This window comes from Mesorhizobium sp. KACC 23794 (genome assembly GCF_052180275.1).
Classification (GTDB): Bacteria; Pseudomonadota; Alphaproteobacteria; order Rhizobiales; family Rhizobiaceae; genus Kumtagia.
Map to the genome: position 1 here is coordinate 2,089,246 of NZ_CP197465.1, position 18,139 is coordinate 2,107,384.

Consider the following 18,139-nt stretch of genomic DNA (forward strand, 5'->3'; position numbering starts at 1 on the left):
GCGTCAGTGTGAATCGGTATCGCGGTCCACCGTCTGCAATATCCGCTGTCGCGCCTTGTCCCGTACCTGCTCGAAAACCTGCCGGCCGAGACCTTGCGGGATCATGCCGAATGTCCATTCGCCCTTCGCAGTCCGACTGATGCCGTGGGGAATACGGCCCTTTTCCCACACAACCTTATTTACCTGGTCGGTCTTGATCCACGACTGGCTTTCATCAAGGCCGAGATGGTTCGCCACGGCCGCCGGCACCGTTACGGCGGTTTCGCCCTTGCCGGGCGGCGTGTGCGTTATCGCGCAAAGCAGAACGTCCCTGGAGCCGTCAGGCCGTTCGGCCGAGGTCAGGACAATCGCGCACGGCCTGTCTTTCCCGCTTTCGACGCCGGCGCTCTGGTCCTGCTTCCACAGGAAATCATAGCGTATGACAAGGCCGGGTTTTGGTTCGAGCGCCACGCCACTATTTCATCAGGTGGTCAAGCTGCGGCGTCGGCTCGCCCTGATAGCCTTTTTCGAGTTCGGCGAGGACGTCCTCGGGAAGTTCTTGCGGATAGAAAACCTGCCGCGTGTCGAACGCCTTAAGCCGCCTGAATTCCTCCGCCGACATCAGGACGACGCTTTCGCGGCCGTGGTGCGTGACTGAGACCGGCTCCTTCTGTGCCAAATCGCGGTACCGTCCGAAATGATTCTGCAGTTCGGCGGCTGTGATCGTGACCATGTATCACCTCCTTCGGAGTTATCGCTATAATAGCGAATTTCTCCACAATCGGCAAATTTCATAGTCGCGGGTCCGGTCTTTGGTGGGCAATTGCCTGATTTCACGCCTCTTTTTATAGGCTTGGAAGCCCAATCCCTCACGCCCTGCGTTGTGTATCGGCAGCGGGGCGGACGGCGGCGGCGTCCGCCGGCTCCACGCCCGATCCCGGCACGAAGGCGTTGAACGCCGCGAGCAGCTGCTCGCGATAGAGATCGGCTTCCTGCAAAATCTCGTGGCGGGCGCCGTCGATGGTGACCAGCGAGGCGGTCTTCAGTCTTTGCGCATAGTCCTCGATGGCTTGCGTGGAGACCACCTCGTCCGCGCCGGCGGAGATGAACAGCGACGGGATCCTGAAGCCGGCGACGAAGGCGGGGTCCTGGACCTTTTCCGCGGCGATCGCCGCGGCCCGTACCCAGGAGACGGTCGGCCCGCCGAGCGCCAGCCCGGGATGCGTCTGGTAGAGCAAGGTGTTGCGCTGGAACCGCGCCTCGTCGGTGGTCAGCTTGTTGGTGGAAAACAGCGGCGGGCCGGGCGGCCGCCTGCCGCCATAGGCGTAGAGGCGGCGAATGCCGACCCAGTAGAACAGGTTCATCAGCCGTTTGATGTTCTTCGTCGAAAGCGGCAGGCCGCGGGCGCCGAGGAACGGCGCCACCAGCACCATGCGCCGCACCTTGCCGGCAAGCGAGGCGGAAGCCATGAGGGCGATCAGCGATCCGGTCGAATGGGCGAGGATGAAATAGGGGCCGGGACAGTCGCGCTCGACGATCCCGGTAAAGAATTGCACGAGATCGGTCACATAGTCGTCGAAGCTGACGACGTGGCCGCGCATCGGGTCGCGGATCAGCCGGTCCGAGGCGCCCTGGCCGCGCCAGTCCATGACCGCGCTGCCCAGCCCCTTGCTGGCCAGGTCGCGAATGGTCTCGAAATATTTCTCGATGCATTCATTGCGGCCGGTGAGGATCACCACCGTTCCGCGAGACGCGCCGCCATCCGGGGCGAAGCAGGCATAGCGCAGGCGAAAACCGTCCGGCGTCCTGATATAGCCGCCCGAGGCATTGTCCGGAACGGGATTGCCGGGGATTTCGAAGAAGAAATCGGTCATCGAGGCGAGGCTGGCGTCCGTTCGCGGCGGAGTGTCTGGTCGGAAGTTAGGAGCTTAGCGGCCAATTGCAAAGAAATCGTCCCGTCCGCGCAATTGCGCGGACGGATCGGCACGGGGCCATGCGGATCGATGCGAGCCAGACCACGCCCGAAGGTCACCAACCGGGGTCGCGGCCTTGGAGATCGTCGTCCGCAACGGCCTGCGGCCGGCGGCGGTGAGTGGCGTAAGGCCTCACATAGGCCATTTTGAAGGCGTCGCCCATCACACTGCATATGGCTGCCAACGATGCTCCAATTCCGGGCTTTGGAAAGTCTGGCCGTAGCGGCTCAAGGGGGCGGGTGGTCGTCGTGGTGGCGGGGATGTCGGTCATGGGCGTCCTCCTTTGATGAGGAGGATGTCACCGCGTCCCGCTCAGGTCCTTGGCGCGGGCCTGAAGACTCCTGATCGGACCTGACGTTCGCCTTCAGGGTCGTCTTCGACTATCGTGCCCGCGAGGGATGGCCCAATGGACCTGGAGTTCGGGAACTATCGTCTGAAACGTGCCGAACGGCTGCTGCTGGGGCCGGACGGGCCTGTGGCGCTGTCGGCTCGTTCCTTCGACATCCTCGCCCTTTTGCTCGACAGGCCGGACGAGGTGGTCGGCAAGAGCGACCTCTTCGATGCGGTCTGGCCGGGCGTGGTGGTGGAGGAGAACACGCTGCAGGTCCATATCTCGGCGCTCAGAAAGCTTCTGCCCGCCGAGATGATCGCAACCGTGCATGGCCGCGGCTATAAATATGCCGGTCCCAGGCCCACCATGGCTGCGGCAGGGACCGCGGCGCCGGTGAGGCCGTCCATCGCGATCCTTCCCTTCGACAATATGAGCGGCGACCCGGAGCAGGACTATTTCAGCGACGGGATTACCGAGGACATCATCGCCGAGCTTGGCAAGTACAAGGAGTTCCTGGTCATTGCGCGCAACTCCTCCTTCCGGTTCCGCGGCAAGGCGCATGACCTGGCCGAGGTGGCGGCAAAACTCGGCGTCCAGTATGTCGTCGAAGGCAGCGTGCGCAAGATCGGCAACCGTGTGCGGATCACGGTGCAGCTGACCGATGCATCCTCGATGGCGCATCTCTGGGGCGAACATTACGACCGCGAGTTCGACGACATTTTCGCGATCCAGGACGAGATCACCCGGATGATCGCGGCGCGCCTGGCCCGGCAGGCCAGGACGGCGATCGCGTCGCGCGCCAGGGCCAGGCCGACCGACAACATGTCGGCCTATGAATTTTACCTGAGAGCCCTGCAACTCGCGGCCGTCTACGAGACCGCGCACGACGCGGAACCTTTCCTGCGCCAGGCGGTCAAGCTCGATCCGCGGTTTGCCGCCGCCCACGCCATGCTGAGCTTCGTGGAGTCCTTCAAATTCTACTGGGACTACGACAGTCCCGGCCATCTGCATTCCGGACTGGAGATCGCGGCAACCGCGTTGCAGCTTGACCCCGACGAGGCGTACGGCCATCTCGCCATCGGCTTCGCCCACTTGTGGTTGCGCCAATTCCGGCAAGCCGAAATCAGTCTGGATCGGGCGGTCGCGCTCAATCCGAACGATCCGTTCATTCTGACCATCCGCGCTCTTTTCCTCAGCTACACGGACAGGCCGGAGGAAGGGCTCGGTGAAATCATCGAAGCCCAGCGCCGCGACCCTTATGCCGTGGGATGGTACGAGGACTATCGCGGCACCATACTGACCACGGCTGGACGCTATCGCGAGGCGATTGCCTGCTTCGCGAAAATGGCAGCCGTGCCACGGTGGTCGCTCGTTCGACTTGTCATCTGCCATTCAGAACTGGGCGAAATCAGCCGGGCGCAAGATCTGTTGGCAAAGGTCAAGGCACATTATCCCCGCCTAAGCCTTGACGAGATCGTCGATCTGGAACTGGATTTTTATCAGGATCCCGCCATATGCAGCCGTTATCGCGCGATCCTGGAGCGTGTCGACAGCCGGGAGTAAGGCAAGTGGCGGACTATCTCGACCGTTCGCGCGACTCGGGCGATCAAAGTCAAGCATCTCCCGGGCCACAGGCTGCATGAGCGATCGATATCCATCGACCGGTGTTGAGCAAGCTGTCCCTGGGATTTCCCCCGGATTTCAGCATGAAAAGGGGATGGAATTTTCACCCCGCTGGAAAATTTTCCTGGGTGTACGCCAGAAGGCACCAACAAGCCCTTGTTTTTGCTGGACCTGTCTTCTTCCGCCCGACATGCAAAGCGCTGTCGAACGCAATTTTCCTCCCCACCCCAAAAGCCGGACTCATACTCGTCGGGCTGGCCATGGTGGCTGGAGGGGGCGTCGATGGACGGGAGTGCGGCAATCGAGCGGAACCGCGAGGCGCTGAAGCGCATCCTCGTCTCGCTGCTGGCCATGGCCGGGTTGAGCACTGGGGGACAGTTTACTTTCTTTCGGCAGAAAAGCCCCAGCGCTCCAGATGTCGCGCGGGCCGAAAAAAGTAAACTGTCCCCGGCACTTACACCGGCACTGTCTCCGGCACTTACTCTGCCTCGCCGGCTCCACCGCGCGATCCTGAAGCTGCTACATCCGGCCGAAGCCGCCGCCCGGCGGCTGATCATCGCGGCGGCGCGCGGGATGGTCATAACCCTGCCGCCACCGCGCCCAGGCCAGCCGAAAGCCAAGACCATGGATCCCCTCCTGCGCCGCTTCGGCATCGCCGTCACCGTGTCGCGCGCCGATCTTGCGGCAACGGCCGCCGCGGCGAAGAGAGCCGCCGCCCGCCCGCGCTCCGTCAGCCTGTCGCTGTTCGATCCGCTGAAACGCCCGTTCCGCGGTTTTCGCCCGCTTGTGCCCGACCGGGTCGCACCGCGCATCCTCTTTCCCGGCGTCAGCGAGCCGTCCTGTTTTCCGGCGCCGCCCTCGCCTGACGATCCGGTCGACGCCTTGCGCCTCGGCCAACGGCTCGCCGCACTGTCCGAAGCACTGAACGACCTGCCGGGACAGGCAAGGCGCTTTGCCCGCTGGAAAGCGCGCAACGATGCGGCGCTTGCGCGGGATCGGGAGGCCCGCGACGCCGGGGTCGCGCAAAACAGGCGAGGGATTGACGCCGGCCGATTCCGTCGCATCTCGCCGCTGCGGCCCGGGCGCCCGCCCGGGGGCCGGCTGTCCCGCTACGAGCCGAGCGCCGATCATCCGCGAAAAATCCGCGACATCGACGAGATTTTGGCGCACTCCCATGCGCTGGCCGTCTACGCGCTCGACACGTCTTGATGAGTTGCGGCTCTGGACATGCTGGGGATCGGCGGCCACCGCGGTTTTTCGCGGCCTGGCGAGAACAACTGCGTTCCGTAAAATCCATCGCGACACAAACGGAGCAGGCCGGAAGCCGCTCGCGCGGACTTCCGGCCCTTTGTCGATCCGGGTGGAAGGGACGTTACACCCGGTCCGGCTCCTTGGCGTTGCGCCGAGGCGCATCGCTTTCTCTCGATGCGGGATGACCATAGCCGGACCTTGCTGAACGCAGGCCGAAGGCAAGGTTCATCCGCCGTTCATCGGGTGAACGATGCGCGGGCTGGAAAATTCCTTGAAATGCGGATTTCGCCCACCCAAATATTTCCTGCGGTCGCCAATCAAGGGGCCGCTGGTCCATGCGAAAGGCCGAAGACGGGTTTCGCGACGGATCAAACGCCAGAAATGTTGCTCAACAGGAGAACAGACCATGCGTCATGTTGATTTTTCCCCTCTCTATCGTTCCACCGTCGGCTTCGACCGGCTCTTCACCATGCTGGACTCGCTCGGTCAGCCCGAGAGCGCATCGCCCAGCTATCCGCCCTACAACATCGAGCGCACCGGCGAGGATTCCTACCGCATCTCCATGGCGGTGGCGGGTTTCTCCGATAGCGAGATCGAGATCCAGTCGCACCGCAACGTGCTCAGCGTGAAGGGCGAGCGCAAGGAAGAGGGCAATGGCGAAGGCAGCGAAGTGATCTATCGCGGCATCGCCGCGCGCTCGTTCGAACGGCGCTTCCAGCTTGCCGACCATGTCGAAGTCGTCGGCGCCGCCCTCAAGAACGGCCTTCTGCACATCGATCTGAAGCGCAACGTTCCCGAGGAACTGAAGCCGCGCAAGATCGCGATTACCAGCACCTCGGCCAAAGCCAAGCAGATCGAGGCGAACACCGTCAACTGAGCCGGCTTCGCATCCTCCCGCGAGCGGCGCCTTAGGGCGCCGCTTTGCGTTTGCGGAGGCTTATCGCGTCCCCGGTCAGGCCTTCGATCCGAAGGGGCGCGGCCTCAGGCGCCGATCAACGCGGCGAACCTGTCCACGTCATCCGCCGTGGTGGCAAAGCTGGTGACCAGCCGGCACATCATCTCGTCGTCGGCGATCGGTTCGGCAAAACCCTGCGGCGGGCGCCATTCGTAGAAGGCGGCGCCGGCGGCGAGGGCCTTGGCCATCGTCTCCTTCTTCATGATCGGAAACACCTCGTTGGCCTGCGGCTCCCAGGCCAGCCGCATCGTGTTCGAACGCCTGAACACATCCGCCAGCCGCGACGCCATTGCGTTGGCGTGCGCAGCTGTCTCCAGCCAAAGCCCGTCCCTGAAATAGGCGTCGAACTGTGCCGCGATGAAGCGCGATTTCGAGAAGAGCTGCGCGCCGCGCTTGCGGATGAAGGCGAGCTCCTCCGATTTCGACTTGTCGAACAGGACGACCGCCTCGGCGCACCAGCAGCCATTCTTGGTGCCGCCGAAGGAGAGGATGTCGACGCCGCGCTTCCAGGTCATTTCGGCCGGCGTCGTCCCAAGCGAGACCAGCGCGTTGGCGAATCGCGCGCCGTCCATATGCAGCGGCAGATCGTATTTTTTGGCTACCGCCGAAAGCGCCGAAATGTCATCCAGCGAATAGACGGTTCCCGACTCGGTCGCTTGTGTCATGGTGACCGCGATCGGCCGGCCGGAATGGACGAAGGTCGGCACGAAGCGGCCGATGGCGCGGTCTAGAGTGTCGGCGGACATGCGGCCCATGGTGCCGTCGACGGCGAAGAGCCGGGAGCCGCCGGAAAAAAATTCGGGCGCGCCGCATTCGTCGTCCATCACATGCGCCTCGCGGTGGCAGAAGGAGATGCCTCCGGGACGGTTGAACAGCGTAAGCGAGAGCGAATTCGCCGCGGTGCCGGTGCCGACGAAGAAGACCTCCACCTCGCGTTCGAAAATCGCGTTGAACTTTTCCGCCACCTTCTTGTCGAGCGTTCCGTTGCCGTAGGCGGCGTCGAACCCGCCGGCATGGCGCGAAAGACTCTCGGCTACCTTGGGGTGGGCGCCGGCCCAGTTGTCGGAGGAAAAATACATAAGGCGGCCCATGAAGCTTGTCTGGCGGGAGCGGGGACAAGACCGGATTTGGCCGGCGGTTTCAAGGGCCAGCGGGTGCTATCGCTCGGCCAGGCGCTGCTGAATGCTGCGACCGGAAGTTGCGTCATCGACGGTATTTCGCGACAGATTATTTCGCGACTCCTCTCGATTGTTTTCGATTCGGTCTTGTGCCCTCGCGAGATTTCTGCCATAACAAATTTAGGACAGCAGTGCTGTCTTATTTATCCGCGCAGTGGCCGCCGGATCGAGCGTTGAAAACGTCTCGTTTCCGGCCAGTTCTGTGAGATGCGTCCGCATGCCGGATTGACACGGGTCCGGCGCGCGGGTGCTATCCGGCAGCGAGCCGCCAGCGGTGAATTTCGATACGAACGCCCGCACCTGCCTTCGCGGCGCCCTCCGGCGGCGCGGCAGGCAGGGAGCCGGAACGAACGGAGGCTGACCATGACGGACATGACATCTTCGACGCGCGCGCCTGCTGCCGCCGCCACGACGAATGCCGCCGCCGTCAAACGCGCCACCGAACAGGGCCTCTATCATCCGCGCAACGAGCATGACGCCTGCGGCGTCGGCTTCATCGCGCAGATGAAGGGCGTCAAGTCGCACCAGATCGTCAAGGACGGGCTGTTCATGCTGAACAACCTGACGCATCGCGGCGCGGTCGGTTCCGATCCGCTGATGGGCGACGGCGCCGGCGTGCTCGTGCAGATTCCCGACAGGTTCTTCCGCGAGGAGATGGCCAAGCAGGGCATCGACCTGCCGCCCGTCGGGCAATATGGCGTCGGCCACTGGTTCATGCCGCAGGACGCAGCACTGCGCGAGCATGTCAACGAGATCATCGCCGAATCGGCGCAGTCCGAGGGTTTGCCGCTGCTGGGTTTCCGCGATGTGCCGGTCGACAATTCATCGTTGTCGAAGGCTCCGGACATTGCGGCCGCCGAACCCTTCCATCGTCAGGTTTTCATCGGCCGTACGCCCGACATCGACAATGATGAGGAATACGAGGCGCGGCTCTATCTGCTGCGCAAGGTGATTTCCGGCCGCATCTACGCCGAGAACAACAACAAGGACATCGGCGCCTATTGCGTGTCGCTGTCGGCGCGCACCATCGTCTACAAGGGCATGTTCCTGGCCTACCAGGTAGGCGCCTATTACAAGGATCTTTCCGACCCGCGCTTCGAGACGGCGCTGATCCTCGTTCACCAGCGCTTCTCCACCAACACTTTCCCGTCGTGGAAGCTGGCGCATCCCTATCGCATGGTCGCCCACAATGGCGAGATCAACACCGTGCGCGGCAACAACAACTGGATGGCGGCGCGCCAGGCATCGGTTGATTCCGAATTGTTCGGGAACGACATCTCAAAACTGTGGCCGATCTCCTATGAGGGGCAGTCGGACACCGCCTGCTTCGACAACGCGCTCGAGTTCCTGTTCCAGGGCGGCTACAAGCTTGCCCATGCGATGATGATGCTGATCCCGGAAGCCTGGGCCGGCAACAAGTCGATGGATAAGGACCGCAAGGCTTTTTACGAGTACCACGCTGCGCTGATGGAGCCGTGGGACGGGCCGGCGGCTGTTGCCTTCACCGATGGCCGGCAGATCGGCGCCACCCTTGACCGCAATGGTTTGCGGCCGGCGCGTTACCTCGTCACCGACGACGACCGGGTCATCCTGGCGTCGGAGGCCGGTGTATTGCCGGTCGACGAAAAGAGCATCGTCAAGAAGTGGCGCCTGCAGCCCGGCAAGATGCTGCTGATCGACCTCGACAAGGGCCGCATCATCTCCGACGACGAGATCAAGTCGGAGATCGCCGGCAGGCATCCCTACAAGGAATGGCTGGGGCGCACCCAACTCATCCTGGAGGAGTTGAAGCCGGTCGAGCCGCGCGCGCTGCGCAAGGACGTGACCCTGCTCGACCGCCAGCAGGCGTTCGGTTACACGCAGGAAGACACCAAGCTCTTGATGTCGCCGATGGCCACCACCGGCCAGGAGGCCGTGGGTTCGATGGGCACCGACACGCCGATCTCGGCGATGTCGGACAAGTCGAAGATGCTCTACACCTACTTCAAGCAGAATTTTGCGCAGGTCACCAACCCGCCGATCGATCCGATCCGCGAGGAACTGGTGATGAGCCTGGTGTCGTTCATCGGGCCGCGGCCGAACATCCTCGACCTTGTCGGCACCTCGCGCCGCAAGCGGCTGGAGGTGCGCCAGCCGATCCTGACCAATGGCGACCTCGAGAAGATCCGCTCCATCGGCCACACCGAGGACAGCTTCGACACCAAGACGATCGACGTCACTTATTCCGCCACCGAGGGAGCGGCGGGCATGCGCGGGGCGCTGGAGCGGCTGTGCGACCGCGCCGAGGCGGCTGTCGCCGGCCGCTACAACATCATCATCCTGTCCGACCGGCAGGTTGGCCCCGACCGCATCGCCATCCCGGCGCTGCTGGCGACGGCCGCCGTGCACCACCACCTGGTTCGCAAGGGGCTGCGCACGTCCGTCGGCCTCGTCGTCGAATCCGGCGAGCCGCGCGAGGTGCATCATTTCTGTTGCCTTGCCGGCTATGGCGCTGAGGCGATCAACCCTTATCTCGCCTTCGACACGCTGCTCGACATGCACAAGCGCGGCGAGATGCCAAAGGAGGTCGACCCCTACGAGATCGTCGCGCGCTACATCAAGTCGATCGGCAAGGGCATCCTCAAGGTGATGTCCAAGATGGGCATCTCGACCTACCAGTCCTATTGCGGCGCGCAGATATTCGACGCGATCGGACTTAAGACCGATTTTGTCGAGCAGTATTTCACCGGCACGGCGACGCTGATCGAAGGCGTCGGGCTGGACGAGATCGCGGCCGAGACGACGAGCCGCCACGCCGACGCCTTCGGCGACGACCCGGTGCTGCGCAACGCGCTGGAAGTCGGCGGCGAGTATCTATTCCGCATGCGCGGCGAGGCGCATATCTGGTCGCCCGACGCCGTGGCGTCGCTGCAGCATGCCGTGCGCCAGGGCTCCTGGGAGACCTTCAAGGAGTTCTCCACGCAGATCGACAGCTATGCGGCGCGGGCGAAGTCTATCCGCGGCCTGTTCACGATCAGGCTGGCCGACGAGACGGGCCGCAAGAAGGTGCCCCTCGACGCGGTGATGCCGGCCGCCGATATCGTCCGGCGGTTCTCCACCGGCGCCATGTCGTTCGGTTCCATTAGCCGCGAGGCGCATTCGACGCTGGCGCGCGCCATGAACCGGATCGGCGGCAAGTCGAACACCGGCGAGGGCGGTGAGGAGCCGGATCGCTACTTGCCGCTGCCGGGCGGCGGGGCCAACCCGGAACGCTCGGCGATCAAGCAGGTGGCCTCCGGACGCTTCGGCGTCACGGCGGAATATCTCGTCAACTCCGACATGATGCAGATCAAGGTCGCGCAGGGCGCCAAGCCCGGCGAAGGCGGGCAGTTGCCTGGCCACAAGGTCGACGCGACCATCGCCAAGACCCGGCATTCGACGCCGGGCGTCGGCCTGATCTCGCCGCCGCCCCACCACGACATCTATTCGATCGAGGATCTGGCGCAGCTGATCTTCGACCTGAAGAACGTCAACCCGGCGGCCGACGTGTCGGTCAAGCTCGTCTCGGAGGTCGGCGTCGGCACGGTCGCCGCTGGCGTTGCCAAGGCGCGCGCCGACCACATCACCATCTCCGGCTATGACGGCGGCACCGGCGCATCGCCGCTGACGTCGCTGAAGCATGCCGGGTCTCCCTGGGAGATGGGGCTGGCGGAAACGCACCAGACGCTGGTGTTGAACGGCCTGCGCAGCCGCGTGGCGCTGCAGGTCGACGGCGGCCTGCGCACCGGCCGCGACGTGATCATCGGCGCGCTGCTGGGGGCCGACGAGTTCGGCTTCTCGACGGCGCCGCTGATCGCTGCCGGCTGCATCATGATGCGCAAGTGCCATTTGAACACTTGCCCGGTTGGCGTCGCCACCCAGGACCCGGTGCTGCGCAAGCGCTTCAAGGGCACGCCCGAGCATGTCATCAACTACTTCTTCTATGTCGCGGAAGAAGTACGCGAACTGCTGTCGGAGATGGGCTTTTCGCATATCGACCAGATCGTCGGCGCTTCCGAACTGCTGGAGAAGCGGGAAGTGATCGATCATTGGAAGTCCAGGGGGCTGGATTTCAGCCGCATGTTCTTCAAGCCGGATGCACCGGCCGAAGCCACGCACTGGACCGAGCGCCAGAAGCACCCGATCGACGACGTGCTCGACCGCAAGCTGATCGAACTTGCTCGTCCCGCCTTGGAGAGCAGGATCCCGGTCAAGATCGAAGTGCCGATCCGCAACGTCGACCGCTCGGCCGGCGCCATGCTTGCCGGCGAGGTCGCCAAGCGCTTCCGGCACAAGGGCCTGAAGGACGACACGATCTCGGTGAAACTTGTCGGAACGGCGGGCCAGTCGTTCGGTGCCTTCCTGGCGCGGGGCATCTCGTTCGAACTGGTCGGCGACGGCAACGACTATGTGGCCAAGGGGCTTTCCGGCGGTCGCATCGTGATCCGCCCCCCGGAGGATTCCAACATCGTCGCCGAAGACTCCATCATCGTCGGCAACACCGTGCTCTACGGCGCGATCGAGGGTGAATGCTACTTCCGCGGCGTCGCCGGCGAGCGCTTCGCAGTTCGCAACTCCGGCGCGGCGGCGGTCGTCGAGGGCGTCGGCGACCATGGCTGCGAATACATGACCGGCGGCGTGGTCGTCGTCATCGGCAAGACCGGCCGCAACTTCGCGGCCGGCATGTCGGGCGGCGTCGCCTATGTGCTCGACGAGGAGGGCGACTTCGCCGAGCGCTGCAACATGGCGATGGTCGAACTGGAGCCCGTCCCGGAAGAGGACGACATGCTGGAGAAGCTGCATCACCACGGCGGCGACATCGCCCACAAGGGCCGGGTCGACGTGTCGGGCGACATGACCAAGCACGACGAGGAGCGGCTGGTGCAACTCATCTCCAACCACGCGCACTATACGGGCTCGACGCGCGCCAAGGCGATCCTTGAGGACTGGGCGACCTACCGGCCGAAATTCCGCAAGGTCATGCCGGTCGAGTATCGCCGCGCCCTGATCGAAATGGAGCGCATGCGGATGAGCGTCGCGGCTGAGTAGGGGACGGCCGAGCTTATGCTATACTTCGTCCTGTTTCGACACGAGTGACCTGTATACGGACGATGGCCATGAGAAACGCTGACAAGCATCCGAGGATCGTTTCAACTCCCGACACGATGTTCGGGAAACCGCGCATCGATGGAACCCGGATCACGGTCGAGCACGTCCTTCGATGCCTGGCTGCGGGTTGGTCGATCGAGGAAATCATTGATCAGCATCCCTGGCTGACGAAGGAGGATATCCAGGCCGCTATCTCCTTTGCCGCCGATCAGGTGGCAGGCTCGGCGCCTCCGGTTGTTCACGCGGCAGAGTGATTGTGAGGTTTCTCGCCGACCAATGCGTTTGGCGAGTCGTCGTGGAGGCCCTGCGGGACCTCGGCTGGAACGGAGATTGGATACACGAAACTTCGCCAGGCCTTTCCGACATGGAGATCGTGAGGCTTTCGATGTCGGGGAATTGCCTGATCGTTACCGAGGACGCGGATTTCGGCGACCTGATTTTTCGAGATGGTCTGGAGGCTTATGGTGTCGTTCGGGTGCGCCTGTCGGCCTTCCAAGGCGAGAAAACAAACACGGCATCCGGCGTGGCCGGGCGGATGGTGAGATTAGGAGACGGTTTGATCGGACAATTCACGACGATCGAGCCTAATCGGACACGGCAGCGTGCGTTGCCGAACAAAGTGGTTGATAGGAACTAGAATGGGCAAGGTAACGGGTTTTCTCGAGATCGACCGGCAGGTGCACAAGTACCAGCCGGCTTCCGACCGCATCCGGCATTTCAAGGAATTCACTTTGCCGATGTCGGACAAGGAGGTCGAGAAACAGGCAGCGCGCTGCATGGATTGCGGCGTGCCGTTCTGCCATGGGCCGACCGGCTGCCCGATCCACAACCAAATCCCGGACTGGAACGACCTCGTCTACAATGGCGACTGGGAGAACGCGATCCGCAACCTCCATTCGACCAACAATTTCCCGGAGTTCACCGGCCGCATCTGCCCCGCGCCCTGCGAGGAAGCCTGCACGCTGAACCTCGAGGACATTCCCGTCGCCATCAAGACGGTCGAGCAGGCGCTGGCCGACAAGGCCTACGAACTCGGCATGGTCCGGCCGCAGCCGCCCGAGAAGAAGACCGGCAAGAGCGTCGCCGTCATCGGTTCCGGTCCGGCCGGCATGGCCGCCGCCCAGCAATTGGCGCGCGTCGGGCACGACGTTCATCTCTACGAGCGCGAGTCGAAGCCCGGCGGGCTGATGCGCTTCGGCATTCCCGACTTCAAGATGGAGAAGCATTTCATCGACCGCCGCGTCGAGCAGATGCAGGGCGAGGGCGTCACCTTCCATTGCGGCGTCAATGTCGGCGTCGACAAGAGCGTCGACGACCTGCTCGCCGAACACGATGCGGTGCTTTATTGCGGCGGCTCCGAGACGCCGCGCGCCGCCGGCATTCCGGGCGACGATTTCGAGGGCGTGCACGACGCGATGCCGTATCTGGTGCAGCAGAACAAGCGTGTCGGGCGCGAGGACATCAATTCCGTCGCCTGGCCGTCGCAGCCGATCGTCGCCGGCGGCAAGCATGTCGTCGTCGTCGGCGGCGGCGATACGGCGTCGGACTGCGTCGGCACCGCATTCCGCCAGGGCGCTGTTAGGGTGACGCAGCTCGACATCCGGCCGCAGCCGCCTGAAAAGGAAAACAAGCTCGCGGTGTGGCCCTATTGGGCGACCAAGATGCGCACCTCCTCCTCGCAGGCCGAAGGCGCCGAGCGCGAGTTCCAGGTGGCGACGCTGGAGTTCATCGGCGAGGACGGCGCGCTGACCGGCGTAAAATGCTGCGAGGTCGACGAGAAGCGGCAGCCGATCGCCGGTTCCGAATTCGTCATCCGCGCCGATCTCGCCTTCATCGCCATCGGCTTTGCCGGCCCGCTGGCGCAGGGCGTGCTCAAGGATCTCGACGGACGCCTGCAGGTGATCAAGGACACGCGGCGGTCGACCAACATCGCCGCCAACGACAAGGATTATCGCACCAGCGTCGACAGGCTCTATGCCGCCGGCGACGTGCGGCGCGGCCAGTCGCTGGTCGTCTGGGCGATCCGCGAGGGCCGGCAGGCGGCGCAGTCTATCGACGAGGCGCTGATGGGCGTGTCCGTCCTGCCGCGCTGAGGCGATCCCGTCAGTTCGCTGCCTGTGGCGTCTGCTGCCCCGGCGGAGGGGTGGCGGTTGCCGATCGGGGCGGAGGCGTGGCTGATGGAGCCGGCGCGTCGCTGCGCGGCCAGGAAAAATCGTCCGCCCTGCCTGTCACCGTCGCGGCGCCCCGGACCGCCAGGGGTCTGCTTGTCGGCCGTGTCACCAGGCCGGAGGCCACACTTGCCCCGAGCAGTTCCGCGCCTCCATCGAGCTTGGGATCGTCGAGCGAGACGGGCATCGTTCGGTCCGTCGGGGCCGACAGGCCAGGCCCGGCCGAAACGGTAGGAAGGGCCGCCGGTGCCGATGGCGCCGGATCGGCACCGCCGCCTTCGCCAATCAGCCGCTTCAGCGTCTTTTCCGCGTAGAAGGCCAGCTTGCGCTTGCCGGCGGCCGTGAGGCTGATGCCGTCGTCGGCGCGCAGCCGGACGGGCTGGCCGCTGATGTCGGGGCCGACCGTTGCGAAGGTTCCCTTCTCGTCGACGAACCCTTCCCAGACATCGATGAACTGGGCGCCAGCATCGGCCGCGACCTTGCGGTAGATTTCGTTGAGCGCCAGCATGTCCGAAGAGGCCTTTGGCGACTTGAACGACGTCGTGCCCACCCAGACCATCGGAACGTTCGTCTGCGCGACGGCGCTGGCGAAGTTCGCGGCGCGGGCGGAATATTCCCGTGTCCACGCCTCCGACCGCAACGTCCGGCCTGTCGTGCCGATCCGCATCTGCTGCCGGTCGTTTGCGCCGATGACGACGATGATGGCGGCCGGCTTCTCGGCTTCTATGATGGCGGCGACTTGGCCCGGCCAGTCGAAATGGTCCTCCCGCACGAAGCCCGACGATCCGTTGGAGCGGTCGGCGATGCGCACCTGCGGGTCGGCGGAGAAGATGGCGTTCAGCCCTTCGGCCAGCCCGCCGGCAACGAAGTCCCCGACCACCAGCACCACCTTGGCGTCGGGCGCCTTGGGCAGGATGACGGCGTCGGGTTGCGGATCGCGCAGGATGATGGATTTCCGGGCGGCCGGCGCCTTGGCGGCCGGTATCGTCACGATGCTCGGCGACGCGCCGGTCTGCGGATCGGCGTGTCGCGGCTCGTGTGGTGCGAAAAGATCGCGCAGCGACCAGGGCTGCGTCCCTTCCTGCGCGAAAGCGGAGGTCGTCTGCGCCGACAATCCTGCCGCGAGCAACGCGACGGCGCCAAGAAGCACTGGCAGGACATGCGGGTGCGCCGAGCAAGGCCGCCTAGCACGCAAGAAACATCTCCGCAGCCTAGTTCTTCCGCAAGTTCTTCAGCACTTCGAGGCTCGGATGTCCGTCTGCCTCCATGCCGGCCTGGAGCTGGAACGCCTTGATCGCCGAACGCGACCCTTCGCCGATCTTGCCATCCGCCTTTCCGTCGTAATAGCCATGCGCCATCAGCCGCTCCTGAAGCTCCTGCTTCTCGGCGAACGACAGTTTCGTGAACGGCCGGTTCCAGTCCTGCGCCAACTCGCCATAGCCTGCGATCTGGTCGGCGAGCAGGCCGACGGCAAGCGCATATTTGTCGGCATTGTTGTAGCGCTTGAGAACGTAGAAATTCTTCGTCATCAGGAAGGCAGGGCCGCCGCGCCCGTCGGGGACCTTGAGTTCGGCCTTGTCGGCGCCGTTGCGGAAGGGTTTTCCGCTCGGGCGGGTGACGCCCAGCGTCTGCCACTTCGACAGCGACATCGAGCCTTTCGGGAACTTGCCGCCCGCAGGCAGCGCCACCTCGTATCCCCAGGTCTTGCCGGCCTGCCAGCCGTTCTTCTTCAAAAGGTTGGCGGCGGTGGCGAGCGCGTCGGGCACCGAGTTCCAGATGTCCCTGTGCCCGTTGCCGTCCATGTCGACGGCATAGGCCTGATAGGATGTCGGGATGAACTGGGTATGCCCCATGGCGCCCGCCCACGACCCCATCAGGTGGCTTTCGTCGATGTCGCCCGACTGCAATATCTTCAGCGCGGCGATCAACTGGGTGCGGGCGAACTTCGCGCGCTTCTGGTCGGCATAGGCGAGCGTCGCCAGCGAGCGCACGACATTGCGCATCACCTTGTCGTTCTTGAGGATCTCGCCATAGTTCGATTCCATCGACCAGATCGCCAGCAGGATGTTGCGGTCGACGCCGTAGCGCGCCTCGATCTTGTCGAGCCAGGGCTTCCACTTCTTCGCCATGGCGCGGCCGACCTCGACCGACTGCTCATGCACGCGGTTGTCGAAATAGTCCCAGACGGGAGCCGTGAATTCCGGCTGGAAGCGGGCCTTCTCGATCACCTCCGGATCGGCGGATTTGACGCCGCGAAAGGCCCGGTCGTAGGTTGCACCCGAAACGCCGCTCTCCACGGCCGTGGCCCGGAAACCCGCCACCCAGCGCTCGAAGCCGGCATCGGCGAAGGCCGGCGTGGCCGACATGAAGATTGCGATCGACAGGCCGGCAGCGGCCGCGGCGCCGGCGAGGCGTCTAGCGGTGGTGCGAACGAGCATGTTTCCCTCCAGTTCGATATACCAGAAAGACTCATTCATCGCCAAAGGCGGTTATCAATTGGTTTACCATAGAGCTCGCCGGAACCAAAATTTGCGAAATCGGTTGTTGGCAGCATCCCGCCTTCTTGCGACGGGAACTATTCCTAAATTCAGGCATGACAATGTCTTCCGGGTTGGGTGCAGCCTCAAAGCATGAATGGATAGTCTAGGCGATGAAGCGAGTCAGAAAAGCTGTCTTCCCCGTTGCGGGCCTTGGAACCCGGTTTCTTCCGGCGACCAAATCGATCCCGAAGGAAATGCTCACAGTCGTCGACCGGCCGGTGATCCAGTATGTCGTCGATGAAGCGCGGGAAGCCGGCATCGAGCATTTCATCTTCGTCACGGGCCGCAACAAGGGTGTGATCGAGGATCATTTCGACCTGCAGTTCGAGCTCAACGAGACGCTGGCACAACGCGGCAAGACCGAGCAGCTGGAGTACCTGCAGAAACTGCAGCCCGGACCCGGCCAGACCAGCTTCACCCGGCAGCAGGTGCCGCTCGGGCTCGGCCACGCCGTATGGTGCGCGCGCGACATCGTCGGCGACGAACCCTTTGCGCTGCTGCTCCCCGACATGATCATGCAATCGGAAAAGAGCTGCCTGAAGGACATGGTCGAGCTCTATGGCGAGACTGGCAACAACATCATCGCCGTGCAGGAATGCGATCCGGCCGAAGCGCACAAATACGGCATCGTCGGCAAGGGCAAGGATATCCACAACGGCTTCGAGATCACCCAGATGGTCGAGAAGCCGAAGGCCGGCACCGCGCCGTCCAACCTCTTCATCAACGGCCGCTACATCCTGCAACCCGAGATATTCGAGGTGCTGGCGAGCCAGGAGCGGGGTGCGGGCAACGAGATCCAGCTCACCGACGCGATGCTCAAGCTGGAGAAGCGCCAGCCCTTCTTCGGCTATCATTATCGGGGCAGCACCTACGATTGCGGGTCGCCGGAAGGGTTCGTGGAAGCCAACATCGCCTTCGCGCTGGCGCGGCCGGCGATGCGGAGCGGCGTCCTGGCGATGTTGGAACGCCTCATCGCCGACCTCGATCCCGGCAGCGACGCGTAAGCGGAAAATC

15 protein-coding genes are annotated in these 18,139 nt (G+C 64.0%); 8 read left to right on the forward strand and 7 right to left on the reverse strand.

What is annotated here, in order from left to right:
• Nucleotides 1-3: 3 nt before the first annotated feature.
• The 4 genes from ACSBOB_RS10250 to ACSBOB_RS10265 form a co-directional block, all read right to left on the reverse strand.
• The gene (locus ACSBOB_RS10250) at nucleotides 4-450 is read right to left on the reverse strand and encodes a type II toxin-antitoxin system PemK/MazF family toxin (protein WP_442582293.1); all 447 of its coding nucleotides are present in this window, start codon (nucleotides 448-450) and stop codon (nucleotides 4-6) included.
• A 4-nt stretch (nucleotides 451-454) separates the two neighbouring features.
• On the reverse strand, nucleotides 455-712 hold the full coding sequence (locus ACSBOB_RS10255) for a type II toxin-antitoxin system Phd/YefM family antitoxin (protein WP_442582294.1): 258 nt from the start codon (nucleotides 710-712) through the stop codon (nucleotides 455-457).
• Between the two features lie 136 nt (nucleotides 713-848).
• Nucleotides 849-1,853: an alpha/beta fold hydrolase gene (locus tag ACSBOB_RS10260; protein WP_442582295.1), complete on the reverse strand. Its 1,005-nt coding sequence runs from the start codon at nucleotides 1,851-1,853 to the stop codon at nucleotides 849-851.
• Nucleotides 1,854-2,007: 154 nt separating this feature from the next.
• Nucleotides 2,008-2,223, reverse strand: a complete 216-nt coding sequence (locus ACSBOB_RS10265) for a hypothetical protein (RefSeq protein ID WP_442582296.1) — start codon at nucleotides 2,221-2,223, stop codon at nucleotides 2,008-2,010.
• 135 nt (nucleotides 2,224-2,358) lie between these two features.
• On the opposite strand from ACSBOB_RS10265, the gene ACSBOB_RS10270 reads away from it, so the two are divergent.
• From ACSBOB_RS10270 to ACSBOB_RS10280, 3 genes are all read left to right on the forward strand, one after another.
• Nucleotides 2,359-3,846, forward strand: a complete 1,488-nt coding sequence (locus ACSBOB_RS10270; RefSeq protein WP_442582297.1) for a winged helix-turn-helix domain-containing tetratricopeptide repeat protein — start codon at nucleotides 2,359-2,361, stop codon at nucleotides 3,844-3,846.
• Between the two features lie 342 nt (nucleotides 3,847-4,188).
• On the forward strand, nucleotides 4,189-5,115 hold the full coding sequence (locus ACSBOB_RS10275; protein ID WP_442582298.1) for a hypothetical protein: 927 nt from the start codon (nucleotides 4,189-4,191) through the stop codon (nucleotides 5,113-5,115).
• Between the two features lie 448 nt (nucleotides 5,116-5,563).
• A complete protein-coding gene (locus tag ACSBOB_RS10280; protein ID WP_442582299.1) occupies nucleotides 5,564-6,034 on the forward strand; it encodes an Hsp20 family protein in 471 nt (156 codons plus the stop codon).
• Nucleotides 6,035-6,138: 104 nt separating this feature from the next.
• Here the strand turns inward: ACSBOB_RS10280 and ACSBOB_RS10285 are convergent, their stop codons facing one another.
• Complete coding sequence (locus ACSBOB_RS10285; RefSeq protein WP_442583704.1) at nucleotides 6,139-7,191, reverse strand: threonine aldolase family protein; 1,053 nt, start codon at nucleotides 7,189-7,191, stop codon at nucleotides 6,139-6,141.
• Nucleotides 7,192-7,653: 462 nt separating this feature from the next.
• Here ACSBOB_RS10285 and gltB point away from each other — a divergent pair, with 462 nt between their 5' ends.
• The 4 genes from gltB (at nucleotide 7,654) to ACSBOB_RS10305 (ending at nucleotide 14,510) form a co-directional block, all read left to right on the forward strand.
• Nucleotides 7,654-12,357, forward strand: a complete 4,704-nt coding sequence (gltB, locus tag ACSBOB_RS10290) for a glutamate synthase large subunit (protein WP_442582300.1) — start codon at nucleotides 7,654-7,656, stop codon at nucleotides 12,355-12,357.
• Nucleotides 12,358-12,425: 68 nt separating this feature from the next.
• Nucleotides 12,426-12,671: a DUF433 domain-containing protein gene (locus tag ACSBOB_RS10295; RefSeq protein WP_442582301.1), complete on the forward strand. Its 246-nt coding sequence runs from the start codon at nucleotides 12,426-12,428 to the stop codon at nucleotides 12,669-12,671.
• A 41-nt stretch (nucleotides 12,672-12,712) separates the two neighbouring features.
• Entirely contained in the window at nucleotides 12,713-13,054 is a 342-nt protein-coding gene (locus ACSBOB_RS10300; protein WP_442582302.1) for a DUF5615 family PIN-like protein, read from the forward strand.
• Nucleotide 13,055: 1 nt separating this feature from the next.
• Complete coding sequence (locus ACSBOB_RS10305) at nucleotides 13,056-14,510, forward strand: glutamate synthase subunit beta (protein WP_442582303.1); 1,455 nt, start codon at nucleotides 13,056-13,058, stop codon at nucleotides 14,508-14,510.
• A gap of 10 nt (nucleotides 14,511-14,520) precedes the next feature.
• On the opposite strand, the gene ACSBOB_RS10310 is transcribed toward ACSBOB_RS10305, so the two are convergent.
• Together ACSBOB_RS10310 and ACSBOB_RS10315 are read right to left on the reverse strand one after the other, a co-directional pair.
• Nucleotides 14,521-15,780 (reverse strand): SGNH/GDSL hydrolase family protein, encoded by a 1,260-nt coding sequence (locus tag ACSBOB_RS10310; protein ID WP_442582304.1) that lies wholly within the window; start codon nucleotides 15,778-15,780, stop codon nucleotides 14,521-14,523.
• Between the two features lie 16 nt (nucleotides 15,781-15,796).
• On the reverse strand, nucleotides 15,797-17,023 hold the full coding sequence (locus ACSBOB_RS10315) for a lytic murein transglycosylase (protein ID WP_442582305.1): 1,227 nt from the start codon (nucleotides 17,021-17,023) through the stop codon (nucleotides 15,797-15,799).
• Between the two features lie 212 nt (nucleotides 17,024-17,235).
• On the opposite strand from ACSBOB_RS10315, the gene galU reads away from it, so the two are divergent.
• Complete coding sequence (galU, locus tag ACSBOB_RS10320; protein WP_442582306.1) at nucleotides 17,236-18,129, forward strand: UTP--glucose-1-phosphate uridylyltransferase GalU; 894 nt, start codon at nucleotides 17,236-17,238, stop codon at nucleotides 18,127-18,129.
• Nucleotides 18,130-18,139 lie beyond the last annotated feature (10 nt).